The following is a 14,798-nucleotide window of genomic DNA, read 5'->3' on the forward strand; positions in this document are numbered from 1 at the left end:
ACTTAAGATAAAGGTGGAAAAATTGCAGCAATTTGCTATTGGTCAACGTTGGTTATCAGATACTGAAACAGAACTCGGTTTAGGCGTTCTTATTGATGTTGATGAGCGGTCGGTCAGCATTTTATTCCCAAAAAGCGATGAAACCCGCGTCTATGCACGCAGCAATGCCCCCTTATCTCGTATCATATTTAATGTGAATGATGAATTACAGGATCAGGAAGGTGTTACCTGGACTGTTGAATCAGTAGAAGACCGTAACGGCGTGGTGCGTTATCAGGTAGTACGCACTCTTGAAGATGGCACAGAAGAACGTAAGGCACTGAATGAAACCCGTCTTGGTGCGACTATCCAGCTGTCTAGGCCTTTAGATCGTTTATTGGCCAGTCAGATTGATTATAAAGAATGGTATGACCTGCGTATTGAAGCGCTGCTGATGCAGGCCAATATGCAAAGCAGTCCACTGCGTGGTTTGGTCGGTTCGCGTGTCGGCCTGATTCCGCACCAACTCTATATTGCCCATGAAGTCGGTCAGCGTTTTGCACCCCGTGTATTGCTGGCCGATGAAGTCGGCCTGGGTAAAACCATTGAGGCAGGTTTGATCATTCACCAGCAGCTTAAAACAGGCCGGTCTGAACGTATTCTGATCTTGGTGCCAGATTCACTACAGTACCAGTGGATGATTGAGATGCGCCGTCGTTTCAATCTTGAATTCTCGCTGTTTGATTTGACCCGTACTGCTTCGATCAAAGAACATGATCCTGATCTGAATCCGTTCCTGACCGAACAAAAGATTATTGCTTCTGTTGATTTGATGGTTGACCATGAAGATCTTCGGGAGCAGGCACTTGAAGCCGGTTTTGATTTGCTGGTAGTTGATGAAGCGCATCATTTGATGTGGAGTGAAGAAGAAGGCGGCAACGACCGTTATGATCTGGTCGAAGAGCTGGCTGAACATACGCCAGGTGTATTGTTATTGACAGCGACACCTGAACAGCTCGGTGTGGAAAGTCATTTTGCACGCCTGCGTTTGCTCGATCCGCAACGTTTTAACTCGCTGGATCGTTTCCTAGATGAAGAAGCGCAATATCAGCATACGGCTAAAATTGCAGAAGTGTTAATGTCAGACATGCCGCTAGAAGCTGAGCATTTCGCTGCGATTGAGACCTTATTAGGACATCCGATTGAGGATCTTCCCGAGCAGCGTTTCCGTGCGATTCATGAGCTTTTAGACCGTCATGGAACAGGCCGTATTCTGTTCCGTAATACGCGTGAAGCAATTCAAGGCTTCCCGGGACGTGACTGTCAGCCCGCACCATTGCCGGCACCAGAACACTGGTCAAAAGACGGAAAACTACGTGAGCAAATGTGGCCTGAAGAAGCCCAGCTGGATGGCTCGTGGATGGAAACTGATCCACGCGTGATGTGGTTGATGGAAAAGCTGCGTACAGACCTGAAACACAAGAAAGTATTACTGATTGCCCGAAGCGGTCCAGTGGTTGAAGCGCTGGAAAATGTGTTGCGTTTACATGCAGGTATTCGTACTGCGATGTTCCATGAAGGCATGAGTCTGCTGGAACGTGACCAAGCGGCGGCTTATTTCGCTGAAGATTCGTATGGCGCACAGATTCTCCTGTGTTCGGAAATTGGTTCAGAAGGGCGTAACTTCCAGTTTGCTTCTGATCTGATTCTGTTTGACTTGCCCGCGAATCCGGATGTGCTGGAACAGCGTATTGGTCGTCTGGACCGTATTGGCCAGGAAAACCGTATCCAGATTCATGTGCCTTATCTGGTGGGTACCGCGCAAGAGCGTATGTTCCGCTGGTATAATGAAGCCTTGAATATTTTCAGCAATATTTCACCAACTGCGCAAACTCTGCAAGAAAACTTTATTGTTGCCTTGAAAGACTGTCTGCTTGCTGACAAAGGTCAGGAATTTGAAGACCTGCTGGAAGAAGTCAGCGTGCAACGTGAGGCTTTGGAAGCGGAATTGCAGCAAGGCCGTGACCGTTTACTGGAGTACAATTCATGCCGTCCGGTGGTGGCACAGGAAATTGTCAACGCGCTTGAAGATTATGATGATAATACCACTTTGCCAATGTTCATGAAGCGCTTCATGGCATCGACCAATATCGACTTTGATGAACAAAGCAATGGGACCGTGATCATCAAGCCAACCGATCAGATGCAGGTTCAAGGTTTGACTCTGGACGAGGAGGGCATGACAGCCACCTTCTATCGTGATCAGGCACAAATCCGTGAAGATGCGCAATATCTGACACTGGAACATCCATTCACTGAAAGCGTGATGGAAATGATCAATACTCAGGGCTTTGGTAGTACCAATGTTGCAGTGCTAAAATCTGCGGCGTTGCCACAAGGTTCGGTATTGCTAGAAGTCTGGTTCAAGGTCGATGTGGTTGCACCGAAAGCATTGAACTTGCCATCTAGCCTGCCGCAACAGTTAATCCGTGTCTTACTCAGTGAAAAAGGTCAGGATCTCTCCCAGAAGATTGCACCAGAAATCCTGAAGCCTTATCTACATCATTTGGATGGCAATAGCTGCCGTCAGGTGGTGAAAGCACGTCGTGATGTGATTGAAGCACGTTATCAGCAGGCACTTGAACTGGCACGCAGTGCTTTGCCGGGCTTCAAGCAGCAAGCCAAAGAAGTGTATGGCAATAAATGGCAATATGAAATTGATCGCCTGACCTATCTGAAACAGTTCAACCCAAGTATCCGTGAAGATGAAATTGCACGTTTACAGAAATTGCAGAAAGAAGGTTTAAGCTTACTGGATGGTCTATCTGTAACGCCTGAAGCCATTCAGGTGATGGTTGTGGTTAAGCCTTAAGCTTTAAATCATTAAAAAATGCAGCTTTCGGGCTGCTTTTTTATGGGCAAAATCCAGTTTTATTATTCTTTGTCGGAGAATGCTGGCCTGTTATTTTTCTCCTGTTTAAAATTGGCCCACTAAATAAGAACTAAAAAGCATGTCAAAAGCACTGATTACACTGGGCACAAAGACCAGTCATGGCGGCATGGTGACTGAATGTGAACCCTCTTTTTTGATTCATGGTGTTGCCGTACATTTAAATGGCATGAAGCATTATTGTCCCAAATGTCTAACTACCGTTAGCGCGATCGCTAGTGAATTGTCTGTTACTGTTCAAGGACGAGCCGTTGTCATTGCAGGAGATAAGGCCAGTTGCGGGGCGATTTTTCTACCCATGCAGCATTTGACTGTATCGCAGAAATAAGTCTGTTATTTTTCTAGAGATAGCGAGAAGTGACTTTGAGGTCATGCGTTGAGCATTTTTGTACTGCCAAATTAATACGCAGCGCATTAAGCTTGGCCTACGATTTCAGGATGAATACGCACTGCGTTTAAAAAATAATGAAGCAAGCCCTACATTTTACTCATGCCAATGGTATCCCTGCGGCAACTTACAAGAAGTTTCTGGATTATTTTCAGCAAGACTATGAAGTCAAAGCGATTCCATTTATCGGCATGAATCCGCAATATCCGATTACGCGAGACTGGCGTTATCTGGTCGATGAAGTCATTGCAGATATCGAGCAGCAGTTTTCTCAGCAACAGGTGATTGGTCTAGGGCATTCCTTTGGTGGTCTGGTAACCCTGATGGCAGCGTATCGACGTCCAGAACTGTTTTCCAAACTGGTCATCATGGATCCACCGTTTGTGATTGGAAAAAACAGCGCCATATTTGAACTGATTAAAAAGCTGAATCTGAAAAGTATCGATCGTTATACACCCGCAGGAATTACACTAAAACGCAAGGATCATTGGCCATCGAAACAGGTCGCGATTGAAGCTTTGCGATCTAACCGTCTGTTTAAAAATTTCGATGAGCAGTGTTTTGCTGATTATATCGAGAGCGGTATTCAGCCAGAATCTGAACGCGGTGGGGTGACGTTAACCATTCCCAAACAGGTAGAAGCTGAAATTTTCCGGACTGTACCCGCATGGTGGTGGAGAACGCCACGCCGAGCGCCTGAAGTGCCGATGCATCTGATGACTGCCGAGCAGAGCCAGTTTTATCAGCAGGGTTTGCCACAAGGAATGCACAAGATTTACCAGATTGATTATTCAGTGGTCGAAGGTGGACATATGTTCCCTCTTGAGCATCCAGAAGCTACTGCAAAGGTAGTCAAAGCCCAACTTGCACTTTTATGATCGGCACAAAAAAAGAGACATTGATTACGTCTCTTTTATATCCTTTTACGCCATGAAGAATTAACGTAACTGAGAGTCTTCCAGATAGCGTGCACCTTCAAGAATCATCCGAATCATGATCATAGTCTGTTCGGCAATTTCTTTGCGGTCTTCAGCGGGTATATCAATCACATTGGCACCCATGTTGAACACCAGCTGTGTAATCGCTTTGGCGGCAATGTCAGCATGTAGCAGCTTTTTATTATTCAGACGTTCCAGACGGATCAGGTCATCTTGCAGTTCTTGCTGGAAATAATTCAATTGACGCTCTACCGCCTGTTTATAAGACTTGGAGCCGGTATAACCTTCACGCAATAACAGGCTTAGATTGCCTTCATCGGCATCGAGCTGGGCAATAAAAATTTCTACAGAACTACGGATGATGCTGTTCTGGCGGGAAGCTTGCAGCCGTGCCTCATTCAAAATCTGACGCAATACAATCCCCGCACGATCTATCAGCTCAATGGCCAGTTCATCAATATCTTTAAAATGACGATAGAAACTGTTTGGGGCAATACCGGCTTCACGTGCTACTTCACGTAAACTTAAAGAAGCGATGCTTTTTTGTGGTCCAATCAGATTCAAGGCAGCCTGAAACAGCTCTTCCTTGGTAATGGTAGCCTTGCGACCGACACTCCGTACGATAATCGGCTCATCAATGCTTTTCGATTGTAGTAAAGATGCATCACTGCTTATTTTCATTGAAGGCTCGTTCATCGATAGGTTCATGCATGACATTTTATTATAACCGAGCTAGTCAAGCTTGTGAAATGATTAGAAACAATACGATTGTATATACAAATATATATACATGTGTATAATAATTAAAAACCCAAGGTGATGTCACAAACAATGCATGTACTGCAAAAACTTAAAATGCCATTGAATGCACTGTCTGATAGTGTAATCGATCAGCATGCAATTAATTTCTGGATTCAGAAACTCAATCCTGTGTGGTCGTTGAATCAGCCATTAGGCAAGATCGTGCATATAGAAAATGCAGCACAGGATATGCTGAGTCTGAAAATTCAGGTGAATCGCTTATTTAAGTTTGGTGAAGCAGGGCAGCATCATCCGGTCTATGTGGTGGTAAACGGCATCCGTTATGAACGTAGCTATAGTTTGACCCGTGTAGATGCGCAACATGTTTTATTGACCGTGAAAAAAGTCAATGCCGGTAAAGTCAGTACCTGGTTGGCAGAACAGGCACAAGTGGGTGATGTGATCGAATTTGGTCAGCCTTATGGTGACATGACCTTGCCTGCGCAGACGAGTCCATTGATCTTACTTGCTGCAGGGAGTGGTATTACTCCAATGCTCAGTATGCTGGAAAGTTTGAGCAAAAAAGGTGAACTATCTGCACCGGTCACTCTCTGGTACTGGGTTAAAAAAGATCAAGATGCCGCATTCAAAGTACGGTTTGAAGAACTTGCTCAGAAACATGCAAATTTCTCATTTCATGTGTATGCCACTCAAGAACAGCCAGCTGCTGCGCGTCTGGATGAAACCTATCTGACCGATCTGCAAAATCTGGAAAATAGCATCGTATATTGCTGTGGTCCTTCAGGTTTTGTATCTAAAGCAGAACAGCTTTTTACTCAGGCAAAACAGTTTAAAGGTGAAGCCTTCAGTATGAGTTTGGCGGATCTATCGGATACCGGCTTTATTAATGTCACCCTGACCCAGTCGAAAAAAACGGTCAGCATTCCAAAAGGCCAGTCCATTCTGGTGAGCCTGGAACAGCAAAATATTAAACCGACCCATGGTTGCCGTATGGGCATTTGTAATAAATGTGCCTGCAATAAAGTAGAAGGTTCGACCAAGAATTTGGTCAACGGTGCACAAAATACCGAACCCGGCAACCTGCTCAAAATTTGTATTAACTCAGCGCAGACTGACCTTGTCATCGACTTATAAGCGAGTTTTATCCTATGAATATGCCAGTGAAATTACAGTATTTTAAAAATCCTAAAAACCGTGAATTAACCCAGTTTGAACTTGATGAACTTGCACGTGAACTCGATGCGATTAAGCAAGAAGTGCTAGATGACCTGAGTGAAAAAGACGCCAAATATATCCGTCGTGTCTATTCAACCATTCGTTATTCGTCGATTGCCGGTCGCGCCTTATTGTTTGCAGGCTGGTTCCCGCCAGCATGGTTATTGGGTACAGGTCTCTTGGGCTTTGCCAAAATTATGGAAAATATGGAACTGGGTCATAATGTCATGCATGGTCAGTATGACTGGATGAATGATCCTAAACTCAATGGTCAGACCTATGAATGGGATATCGTAGGAACTTCAGACAACTGGCGTCAAACTCATAACTTTAAGCATCATACCTATACCAATATTAAAGGTATGGATGATGATATCGGTTATGGCCTATTACGCCTGTTCCCCGAACAGCGCTGGAAACCGGGCTATTTATTGCAACCGATTTATGCAGTGCCATTCTGTTTATTGTTCCAGTGGGGCGTTGCAATTCAGAATCTTGAATTGGGTAAATACTTCAAAGGCCGTAAAAGCAAAGAGCAGACCAAAGAAGAATGGCGTCCAATGCAGAATAAAATCGGTAAGCAGTTGTTTAAAGATTATGTATTCTTCCCACTCATCGCGGGTCCTGCGGCTTTACCGGTTTTAACCGGCAATATGGTGGCCAATGGTCTGCGTAATATCTGGACCTTTAGTATTATTTTCTGTGGCCACTTTACCAAAGATGTAGAAGTATTCCCGAAATCAGTACTGCAAAATGAAAGTCGTGGTCATTGGTATATGCGCCAGATTCGTGGTTCATCCAACCTGACCGGTTCTGAGGCTTTCCATATTTTAACCGGCCATTTAAGTCATCAGATTGAACATCATCTGTATCCTGATGTGCCTGCACGTCGCTATCGCCAAATGGCACCGAAAGTTCAGGCTGTTTGTGAAAAATATGGTTTGAACTATAACAATGCCAGCTTGGTAAAACAGTACGGCAGTGTGATCAAACGTATTGTGAAATATGCATTTCCGTTTAAGAAATAATTTTTCTTAAAGCTAAAAAACCACTTCATTTGAAGTGGTTTTTTTATTTAGGAGGCTAATACTTACAGGAAGTAAAAGCCCTGATTGCGAAGCTATTTAAGATGATTTCAAGGCATAAAGTAAAAAAGTTAATCTGCCATTTATAGCGTTGTCTAAAGGCATTTAGTTGGTTAACCCTATAGAATGGAAAGGACTAATATGGCATCGAATGAGCTGAAATATTAATTTTTGGAAGCTGTTGATCTTGACCCTCAAAATAGCTTTGCTGCGCCAGACTGAGCATTTCTATATCTTCCTTGCTATTCCCATAAGCATAAATTTCAGCATAATTATCCAGATTATATTTTTCTAGAATTCTAATTTTCTTTTGTGTGTTACTACAGTCAGGAGTTTGATAAAACCCTGTCAATTTCCCTGCTTTGATTTCAACTTCGCTACAGATTAAATCGATATTTAAATAACTGCACACCGGTTTAAGATACAAATCCAATGAGGCGGATACCAGCACGACTTCATGTCCTAATTGTTGATGGTGTTTAAGTTGCTCTAATAATTTTGGATTTAACTTGAATATTAGTTGTTGCGCATAATCCTGAGCTAATTGCAGAATTTCCTCTGCATCACTGTTTTTAAACATGCTGGCATATAATTTGGGTCGCATACGATGTGCCGGATAGAAATTTAAATAATAGGCCTGAATCCATGGCAAAATTTGCATGCCGCGTTTCACAATATGCCGTTTTCTTAAGGCATGGAAAATGAACCCGGTAAAGCTATCATGCAGATATAGGGTTCCATCAAAATCAAATAAGGCTAGAGTTTTAGATTCTTGATTTTGCGCATGCATGTTTGATATCGACCATCGACGCGGGTAGCAAACCAGTTAGTATTATAATCACGACTTAATTTTGGTCCGGAAATGACCACTTCAGGCATAATGGCATAGATTGGATCTTTACCCGTCTTTTCCTGATAGAGCTTGCTAACGCCACGATAGGTCATGGTGTCCTCAAAATCTTTCTCTTTTTCCTTTTTTAAATCGGCACGGATTTGACGTTCAGTAATAATAAAATTATTTTTGGCAAAAACACTGATCAGCTCGCGCTCGGACTGGCTCTTTTGTGAGCGGATTGCTCCATCTTTAGTATATAGCAATAAATCGCCATCCAGATCGAGTTCGGCTTCAGTTAAATCATTTAACATGCTCTGAAAAGCTGCATTTCGACTGGAATACATACCGGAATTATAGTCCGCAAAACGGTAAATCGGCTTGTCATAATCTGCCGGATACATCATCAGGCGATGAATCCCATAATACAATCCCCCATATTGACTATAGAGATCGGTACGCAGTTCTGCAATATTGCCACCTTGACGTTTATGCTCTTTGGCATAGCTGATATGCACTTGCATTGAACCCAAGGTGGTAATCGGATTCATTTTCTCAGCAATATTCTGCCCGACCAGTTTGGCAGCACCAGTGAGTGCGCTGACATGATAATGCTTCGACATATAGTCAAATATTTCACGATATAGCTCATCCAGTTCCCGTTCAGTTTTGACCCGGCGCATCTGACTCAGGAAATTGTCTTCAGGGCTTGGATGATTTTTAAGAACTTCCTGAAAATATCCAGCAACTGTTCCACCAATTGCCTCACCAAGTTTGTCTTTGAATTTTTCATCAAGACGGCCTTGAACTTCTTTAACCGCTTTTTCACCCAAACCCGGAACAGTAGGATCTGCAACAAAGTTAGATTCCTGATCAACTACTGCCACAATGGTGCAGACATTTTCCTTGGTCTGAGGAATGCCAAGCTGTTCAGTAATATCGTAAATATCTTGTGCCCAAGATTCACGTTGATTGACACGGCTTGGAATAGCTTTACGAATATGTTCAACTTCAAGTGTTGGTTCATCATCTTTTGACCACCATGAACCGTTGCCACAGCCAGCAAGACTTAAAGAAAGTGCGAGCACAGACAATGACTTAAGAGAAAAACAAGAGGTAAAAGTTTTATTCATGGTGCGGTAAATTAACTGAAAAGATGAGTGAATAAGACAGATGCAGTATACTATGCTCACCAAAAAAGTGATGAATTTATATGTATATTGGTCCCTATCAACTGTCAAACAATTTAATTGTCGCTCCCATGGCAGGTGGGATAGATTTACATTAAAAAATTATAATTATTATATATTTAGTATGTATCCGCATGGTGCAAGGTGCAAATACGGTGCAGCCATGCGGGATTTTAAACAATAACTTAGCATTTAGTGGTTCATTGCTACCCAATCTTTTTTAGACTCTTTTTGTATGGATTCGAGCCAGAAAGCCACATCACTTAAATGAACATAAAAAGGTGAGTTACGTCCATCTGATTTAAATGCAGGAAATGGAAGGGTACATTTATTTGCACGCTTATTCGCTTGCTCAATTGTAAGATGAGGCAAGTAATCGGGCAAGAGTTCTTCAAGTTTAATTACAGGTTTACGATACTTCATGAGTAACATAAAACTGATATCAACTGGATCATCAATTTTCATAGCTGCTCCCATTATGAAATCTCCTTTAAACTTTGTTTTACTGATTCCGGTAACCCATACACATCTTTAAAAGCTTGATCAAAACCACCGTCAGCAATGAATTGATCCATTAGATTTACCTGTTTATCGATACTGCTATCTTCACAAGACTCACATGGTTTTTGAATATCAATCATTGTTTTCTCCTTGAGCCTTCAAGTATTCAAACTTTGCATCTGCCCAGTTCTTCGCATCATATGGGCTTAAACCTTTTTTCTTGCACCAGTCAGCGCACCAGAGCCATTGCGCATCATCAAATTTAGTAGGCTCAATGACTCGTTTAGAACTACTATCCATCACGCCACCTTTACATCTAAATAATCTGGGTTATCCAGGTGCTCTTCATATTCATCAAATAGCACCTGGCATGCTGCATTGCCTGTTAAATCATTTTTTAAAAACACATAGCTCAATGTCTTACGTGTGCCTTTACCAGTAAATGTTGAACTGCCATCGGCAAGGTCTTTCTTTGTATAACCTAGCTTCTCCAGCCAAAGCTTGAATCCGGCCTCATGCTTCTGTTTGATTCTGAAGATCATCTGTACCCCCAGGTATTCGCAAAATCTCGTAGGCAATCATCAATACCGAACAGGTTAATATTGCGGTAAGTTCTAACCCGACCGTTGTGCTGCACAAGCAGCACGCGGGTCATAGAAGAATAGGAATAATTCATGAAGCTTCCCCAGTCTCAGTAGCCAAAGCATCTTTGCGCTGTGCATAAATGCTAAGTAGCTCCTGATGATCCGCTGGGAGCAATTTAGCTGCAGGTATTGCGGGTGCAAGTCGTTCTAATGTTTCAACTGAATCCATGTCATAGATCCGGTTAATCAAAACCTGCTTTTTCTTTTTGTAGAAAAGATCGATAGGGGCACTACCATGTTCAGCACTTTCTACTGATGCTTGTTTGCGTGCCACATTTTCAATTTGATCCATGAAACTTGGTTGCGCAACTTCAGTGACTTCATCTGGAGATAGTTCGGGTTCAGCCTTAGGTGCGTACTGCTCAGGATCTAGCTCAAGAAGTTTGTCTTCAGTCAGTTTGCATAGGTGCTGTTGATCTTTTTGATCTAAATGTCCATTGGCCAAGAAAACGTGACGGAATGAAAGTACATCTTGGGTCGTGGTAAATTGATCAATCTGGGCAGTGAACTTTTCAACAAGCTTTACGGGGTCAGTTTCAACCGCATCTTCTTCAATCGCTGCCTTTGAAACATCAGCAACAGCGATTGATACTTCTGGTACAGCCTCAACAGGCTTAACCACCTCTGGCTCAGGTTGTTTTTCAATATTCGACACGGCATTACCTGATTCAGCTAGCGTGTTAACCTGCTGAGTATCTTCCTTGGCTTTTCGGCTGCGACGTTTTTTTTCAGGTTGGTAATGACTTTCTATTGTCAAAGGGTAAGGAATATCTCGTCCAAGAAGTTTACCAATTGCTTGTAGCTGTAATTCGGCATTTTCCTGATCCGCCTGGGCGAAACCATAACGTACACATTCAACATACTTTCCAGATAATGAAGTGAATTGAGTGTGAACAATGCAGTTAGGGTAAACCAGGAATATTTCCTGACCTTCCACCACATCATTAAGAGTTAAAGGCTTGGCAAAAGTAACACCAGCCAGTTCCATGGTTTCAATCTTGATGCAGAACTCATAGCCTGGCATAGCGAAAATTGTGGCAGGGAACTGAGACAGATCATCAAAATCCATTAGCTCACCAGCAGCGCGGCACATGATATTTCGGCCAGCCATCATTGCTTCAAAAGCTTCTTTGCTATTTAGAATTTTCATGCGTTCACCATTTCTTTTGCTATTAGTTCGATTTCTTGTTTAACCGCTACCAGTTTGCTGGCTTCAATTTGATTCAGTGCATCAATACCAAGGTGTTCACATATGGTTTTTGCATCCAGACCGCGCTCATCGATAAAGGCTTGAAGCTCGGCCAATTGCTGGTCATCGATACCAAAGAACTCCTCCGGATCTACCCAAGCATTACGTTGTTTGTCGAACTTGCATTTAAGTTCCATTGCTCTACGAACCAGCTCAACACGCATATTTTTGTAATACTGGTGCTTATCATCAATAGATTCGGTGAGCTGATTTAAATCACTGGCATACTGAGCTTCGGCACAGCTTTGAATCCAGTTCTCTAATTCTTCCTGAGCCTTCATCGTTGCCAGCTGTTCAGGTGTCATGGTGTTGATGTGATCCTTAGCCTGCTTAATTAGATCAGCCAGGAATGAGGGATTAGCTTTTAAATCAGGTACCCAAACCTCACCAGTTTCACCACCCAAACCACCTGCATTTTTGGCATGGTGAGTAGGGCATGGTCTAAAGCTGATAACCCGCTCATGTTTACCTTCGCCTGTTTGTACAGTAGTCAGGTAACCCATTACATCTGCAATGCGATATAGCTCATTACGGTTCTTACCCCCAAGATCTGGTCGGTAAATTACCTGGTCACCATTCTGATCTTCTGAAGCATGAGCAATGAAAACTACATCTTTGCCTGAAGCAATCAGCGTATTCACATACTGCTTGAAAATGTTGTTGGCCAAGCCCTGTGCTTTGAGTTTCAAAGAGCCATCTTTCTGTTTATTGGTCGCATTCAGCATTAAATGAGTTTTGATGCTTTCAAGCATTGCACCAACGGTATCAATCACAATCGTCTTGAATGGTTCCAGATCCTGCATGGTTAAATTGGCCACATCGGCCCATTGATTGACCTGAACCACAGCACCGCGACGCAACTCACCAGTACGGTGAGAACCTTTGTCAAAGTCGAAAGAAATAGCTTTTTCGCCGGTGAAACCAATAGAAGTTTTACCCAAGCCTGGATCCGCATACAGATACACGATGATAGCTTGGACAAGTAGCGGCTGGTCCGCTGGAATAATATTAATCGCCATCTCAACGTACTCCTGCAGGACGGTTATTACGCTTAAAGTTCTTATAATCTTCTGATGCAAAGAAGCCGGTACTTTCCAAAACCTGATGACGTCTGTTTTTGCGCATAGCAACACGCGCATTTTCCAGCCCATCTAAAATCCATTTTGGAGTGATAGATTTGTCCATCTTCCTTAATGATCCATTAGGCTGGATGGAGTAGATGATGGTGTTGCAGAAATAGTCAGCAATAGTCCCTGAGCTTTTGACACGTAGGGCAAAATAGCTCGCCCGAGTTTTACCCACTCGATAGATTTCAAGTCCTTCAAAGGTCTTGAGGTATTCAGAGAAATAACGATGAGTTGAATCAAACTCTACTGGCATTGGAACTACAGGTAGTTCATCTGCTTTGAATTGCAGGAAACCGGTATAAAGGTCAACAAAGCTAATTTGAGCACGATCATTTAGAGGAGACCAGTTATCAGAGCCACATTCACACCAGTAGACTAGCTGGCCATTCAAAAGGGCATCAAAAATTTGATCAGCAGAATTTAAAATCATTTCGCACCCCCAACTGCCTTTGCAATCGCTTCCGCTTGATAGGCAGCTTCTCGATCCGCTGCATAGGTAAACATTGCAGCAAGACCGATGAAGATAGATACAAGAATCAATAGAGCAGAGAAGTTGCTCAACCAATGTGGTTTAGGGGTAGGGACTGGATGCTGATACAGCTTTTCAGAAGTCATGCTTGATGGCTTGAATTCCGGCAAGTTGCTTTGAATCGGGTTTTTGTTCATAATTGATCTCGCAGTTATCTGTAAAAGCGCTTCGGGTCTCAAACTTCGGCGCTTTTTTGTTGTCTACGAGAACTAAAGTAAGTTAGCTTACCTAATAAGTCAATACAAATGGTAATAAAAATTACTTTTGTGTTTTAATAGGCAAAAGAAAACCCACACAGGGTGGGTTGTTTGGACTCTAGAGTATTTTACTAAGGTGTTTAAGATGTCAACAGGAAAGCTAGTTCCAAAATACGGGACCAATAAAAAAAGATTTAGTTATTAAAACTTTCTGTAAGCCATACTTTCACATCTACCAATAGTAGAAGCTATATCACGTACACTTGCAAAACTAGGTTTGAAGGTTGCTATTTTTTTATTGTTTACTAATACATCAATTTTAGTGGCTACAGCTAAACCTTGAACAAATTTATTCCACTGAACAGCCCCATTGTGCCAGTCAGTTGTACCTGCCGGTGAGGCTTTTTCAGTATCATTAAAAACATAAGTTACTGGGTATTTTGAATTTGTGTTTTTATAAACTTTTCCATCAATATTAATGAAATATGCTCCATGATCAACTGATTGATTTCTTGAGATATTGCATAGAATACGAATTTCATCATATTTGTTGTTTTGTATAATGTACATTGCTTGGCCTTCATCCGTATCTGGATATCTTTCCCATTGGTTAGTGGCCGCATTTGTAATAGAGCAAAAAACAATTAACCCCAAAGCAAAGAATATTTTTTTCATAACTTAATCACAAAGTTTTTTTAAAAGAAGAATACATAGCTTAAAAAATATTTTATGTAATTAAAATAGTGATTTAAAAAAATGATAAAGTAATTTTCCAATAAATCTTGATCATTCCTCTAGATATCATAGTATTCATTAATAAGAATATATGATACTGGATAAAACCCGCTTTTCGCGGGTTTCAGAGGAAAAGATTAGATCAGCATTGAACTTGATCTCGTTGATTGTAATAGTCCAGGGTTCTATCCATATCAGCCAACAGAGCTGATTCAGTGTAATTCGAATTCAGCTTAAGCATATTGGGGGCATAGTTCGTTTGGTATTCATGAGGGTAATCCCTGCATACAATTTTTACTTTCACATCTTGATTGGTGAATTCTGAATTTAGTTTTTCAATATATACACCAAGAATACTGTCTGACTTCTCCAGGGCAGTAGTCACTGCATCCAGATCTACATTCGAGGCTTGTTGCTTTTGGCAGCCGGTAAAAGCTAAAGACAAGAGTAGGGTGATAAACGTGATGTGCTTCATAG

The 14,798-nt window shown here is 42.2% G+C and carries 18 protein-coding genes and 1 pseudogene; 6 read left to right on the plus strand and 13 right to left on the minus strand.

The genetic code is table 11. The features are described 5' to 3' along the window. Nucleotides 1–13: 13 nt before the first annotated feature. From rapA to AY607_RS05195, 3 genes are all read left to right on the plus strand, one after another. Nucleotides 14–2,851, plus strand: coding sequence for an RNA polymerase-associated protein RapA (rapA, locus tag AY607_RS05185; protein WP_064102160.1), 2,838 nt, complete (start codon nucleotides 14–16; stop codon nucleotides 2,849–2,851). A gap of 139 nt (nucleotides 2,852–2,990) precedes the next feature. Then, the gene (locus tag AY607_RS05190; protein WP_064101962.1) at nucleotides 2,991–3,257 is read left to right on the plus strand and encodes a PAAR domain-containing protein; all 267 of its coding nucleotides are present in this window, start codon (nucleotides 2,991–2,993) and stop codon (nucleotides 3,255–3,257) included. Nucleotides 3,258–3,394: 137 nt separating this feature from the next. Beyond that, complete coding sequence (locus AY607_RS05195; RefSeq protein ID WP_064101963.1) at nucleotides 3,395–4,195, plus strand: alpha/beta fold hydrolase; 801 nt, start codon at nucleotides 3,395–3,397, stop codon at nucleotides 4,193–4,195. A 60-nt stretch (nucleotides 4,196–4,255) separates the two neighbouring features. Here the strand turns inward: AY607_RS05195 and fabR are convergent, their stop codons facing one another. After that, a complete protein-coding gene (gene fabR, locus AY607_RS05200) occupies nucleotides 4,256–4,936 on the minus strand; it encodes an HTH-type transcriptional repressor FabR (protein WP_064101964.1) in 681 nt (226 codons plus the stop codon). 150 nt (nucleotides 4,937–5,086) lie between these two features. Between fabR and AY607_RS05205 the strand changes: the two genes are divergently transcribed. Next, on the plus strand, nucleotides 5,087–6,151 hold the full coding sequence (locus AY607_RS05205; protein ID WP_064101965.1) for a flavin reductase family protein: 1,065 nt from the start codon (nucleotides 5,087–5,089) through the stop codon (nucleotides 6,149–6,151). A gap of 14 nt (nucleotides 6,152–6,165) precedes the next feature. After that, on the plus strand, nucleotides 6,166–7,260 hold the full coding sequence (locus AY607_RS05210; RefSeq protein ID WP_064101966.1) for a fatty acid desaturase family protein: 1,095 nt from the start codon (nucleotides 6,166–6,168) through the stop codon (nucleotides 7,258–7,260). Nucleotides 7,261–7,453: 193 nt separating this feature from the next. On the opposite strand, the gene AY607_RS05215 is transcribed toward AY607_RS05210, so the two are convergent. Continuing rightward, on the minus strand, nucleotides 7,454–8,107 hold the full coding sequence (locus AY607_RS05215) for an HAD-IB family hydrolase (protein ID WP_064101967.1): 654 nt from the start codon (nucleotides 8,105–8,107) through the stop codon (nucleotides 7,454–7,456). Next, nucleotides 8,074–9,282 carry a DUF1615 family protein gene (locus tag AY607_RS05220; RefSeq protein WP_064101968.1) on the minus strand — a complete coding sequence of 403 codons (1,209 nt, stop codon included), beginning with the start codon at nucleotides 9,280–9,282 and terminating at the stop codon, nucleotides 8,074–8,076. The genes AY607_RS05215 and AY607_RS05220 overlap by 34 nt, the downstream gene beginning before the upstream one ends. Before the next feature lie 80 nt (nucleotides 9,283–9,362). Here AY607_RS05220 and AY607_RS15400 point away from each other — a divergent pair. Next, nucleotides 9,363–9,428, plus strand: a pseudogene (locus tag AY607_RS15400) (hypothetical protein); the annotation flags it as partial. A gap of 103 nt (nucleotides 9,429–9,531) precedes the next feature. Here the strand turns inward: AY607_RS15400 and AY607_RS05225 are convergent. From AY607_RS05225 to AY607_RS05260, 10 genes are all read right to left on the minus strand, one after another. After that, nucleotides 9,532–9,816: a pyocin activator PrtN family protein gene (locus AY607_RS05225; RefSeq protein WP_005104467.1), complete on the minus strand. Its 285-nt coding sequence runs from the start codon at nucleotides 9,814–9,816 to the stop codon at nucleotides 9,532–9,534. Then, complete coding sequence (locus AY607_RS15025) at nucleotides 9,816–9,980, minus strand: hypothetical protein (RefSeq protein WP_171254937.1); 165 nt, start codon at nucleotides 9,978–9,980, stop codon at nucleotides 9,816–9,818. The genes AY607_RS05225 and AY607_RS15025 overlap by 1 nt, the downstream gene beginning before the upstream one ends. After that, entirely contained in the window at nucleotides 9,973–10,140 is a 168-nt protein-coding gene (locus AY607_RS15030; RefSeq protein ID WP_171254938.1) for a hypothetical protein, read from the minus strand. The genes AY607_RS15025 and AY607_RS15030 overlap by 8 nt, the downstream gene beginning before the upstream one ends. Then, the gene (locus AY607_RS05230) at nucleotides 10,140–10,382 is read right to left on the minus strand and encodes a hypothetical protein (protein WP_064095897.1); all 243 of its coding nucleotides are present in this window, start codon (nucleotides 10,380–10,382) and stop codon (nucleotides 10,140–10,142) included. The genes AY607_RS15030 and AY607_RS05230 overlap by 1 nt, the downstream gene beginning before the upstream one ends. Nucleotides 10,383–10,512: 130 nt before the next feature. Further along, the gene (locus tag AY607_RS05235; RefSeq protein ID WP_064101969.1) at nucleotides 10,513–11,634 is read right to left on the minus strand and encodes a hypothetical protein; all 1,122 of its coding nucleotides are present in this window, start codon (nucleotides 11,632–11,634) and stop codon (nucleotides 10,513–10,515) included. After that, nucleotides 11,631–12,752, minus strand: a complete 1,122-nt coding sequence (locus tag AY607_RS05240; protein WP_064101970.1) for an ATP-binding protein — start codon at nucleotides 12,750–12,752, stop codon at nucleotides 11,631–11,633. Before AY607_RS05240 ends, AY607_RS05235 begins: the two co-directional genes overlap by 4 nt. Before the next feature lies 1 nt (nucleotide 12,753). Beyond that, nucleotides 12,754–13,290 (minus strand): hypothetical protein, encoded by a 537-nt coding sequence (locus tag AY607_RS05245; RefSeq protein WP_064101971.1) that lies wholly within the window; start codon nucleotides 13,288–13,290, stop codon nucleotides 12,754–12,756. Beyond that, nucleotides 13,287–13,526, minus strand: coding sequence for a hypothetical protein (locus tag AY607_RS05250; protein ID WP_064101972.1), 240 nt, complete (start codon nucleotides 13,524–13,526; stop codon nucleotides 13,287–13,289). The genes AY607_RS05245 and AY607_RS05250 overlap by 4 nt, the downstream gene beginning before the upstream one ends. Nucleotides 13,527–13,787: 261 nt before the next feature. Continuing rightward, a complete protein-coding gene (locus AY607_RS05255) occupies nucleotides 13,788–14,261 on the minus strand; it encodes a hypothetical protein (protein WP_064101973.1) in 474 nt (157 codons plus the stop codon). Between the two features lie 202 nt (nucleotides 14,262–14,463). Further along, nucleotides 14,464–14,796 carry a hypothetical protein gene (locus AY607_RS05260; RefSeq protein ID WP_064102161.1) on the minus strand — a complete coding sequence of 111 codons (333 nt, stop codon included), beginning with the start codon at nucleotides 14,794–14,796 and terminating at the stop codon, nucleotides 14,464–14,466. Nucleotides 14,797–14,798: the final 2 nt, after the last annotated feature.

Origin of the sequence: Acinetobacter sp. SFA (genome assembly GCF_001647535.1) — a bacterium.
GTDB lineage: Bacteria > Pseudomonadota > Gammaproteobacteria > Pseudomonadales > Moraxellaceae > Acinetobacter > Acinetobacter pecorum.

Excerpts from the sequence above, each read along its gene's own strand:
- AY607_RS05205 (WP_064101965.1), top strand. The coding sequence starts at position 5,087 with ATGCATGTACTGCAAAAACTTAAAATGCCATTGAATGCACTGTCTGAT.
- AY607_RS05220 (WP_064101968.1), bottom strand. The coding sequence starts at position 9,282 with ATGAATAAAACTTTTACCTCTTGTTTTTCTCTTAAGTCATTGTCTGTG.
- AY607_RS05210 (WP_064101966.1), top strand. The coding sequence starts at position 6,166 with ATGAATATGCCAGTGAAATTACAGTATTTTAAAAATCCTAAAAACCGT.
- AY607_RS05255 (WP_064101973.1), bottom strand. The coding sequence starts at position 14,261 with ATGAAAAAAATATTCTTTGCTTTGGGGTTAATTGTTTTTTGCTCTATT.
- AY607_RS05260 (WP_064102161.1), bottom strand. The coding sequence starts at position 14,796 with ATGAAGCACATCACGTTTATCACCCTACTCTTGTCTTTAGCTTTTACC.
- AY607_RS05240 (WP_064101970.1), bottom strand. The coding sequence starts at position 12,752 with ATGGCGATTAATATTATTCCAGCGGACCAGCCGCTACTTGTCCAAGCT.
- AY607_RS05235 (WP_064101969.1), bottom strand. The coding sequence starts at position 11,634 with ATGAAAATTCTAAATAGCAAAGAAGCTTTTGAAGCAATGATGGCTGGC.
- AY607_RS05225 (WP_005104467.1), bottom strand. The coding sequence starts at position 9,816 with ATGGGAGCAGCTATGAAAATTGATGATCCAGTTGATATCAGTTTTATG.
- AY607_RS15025 (WP_171254937.1), bottom strand. The coding sequence starts at position 9,980 with ATGATTGATATTCAAAAACCATGTGAGTCTTGTGAAGATAGCAGTATC.
- AY607_RS05190 (WP_064101962.1), top strand. The coding sequence starts at position 2,991 with ATGTCAAAAGCACTGATTACACTGGGCACAAAGACCAGTCATGGCGGC.
- AY607_RS05245 (WP_064101971.1), bottom strand. The coding sequence starts at position 13,290 with ATGATTTTAAATTCTGCTGATCAAATTTTTGATGCCCTTTTGAATGGC.
- AY607_RS05230 (WP_064095897.1), bottom strand. The coding sequence starts at position 10,382 with ATGATCTTCAGAATCAAACAGAAGCATGAGGCCGGATTCAAGCTTTGG.
- AY607_RS15030 (WP_171254938.1), bottom strand. The coding sequence starts at position 10,140 with ATGGATAGTAGTTCTAAACGAGTCATTGAGCCTACTAAATTTGATGAT.
- AY607_RS05250 (WP_064101972.1), bottom strand. The coding sequence starts at position 13,526 with ATGAACAAAAACCCGATTCAAAGCAACTTGCCGGAATTCAAGCCATCA.
- fabR (WP_064101964.1), bottom strand. The coding sequence starts at position 4,936 with ATGAAAATAAGCAGTGATGCATCTTTACTACAATCGAAAAGCATTGAT.
- AY607_RS05215 (WP_064101967.1), bottom strand. The coding sequence starts at position 8,107 with ATGCATGCGCAAAATCAAGAATCTAAAACTCTAGCCTTATTTGATTTT.
- AY607_RS05195 (WP_064101963.1), top strand. The coding sequence starts at position 3,395 with ATGAAGCAAGCCCTACATTTTACTCATGCCAATGGTATCCCTGCGGCA.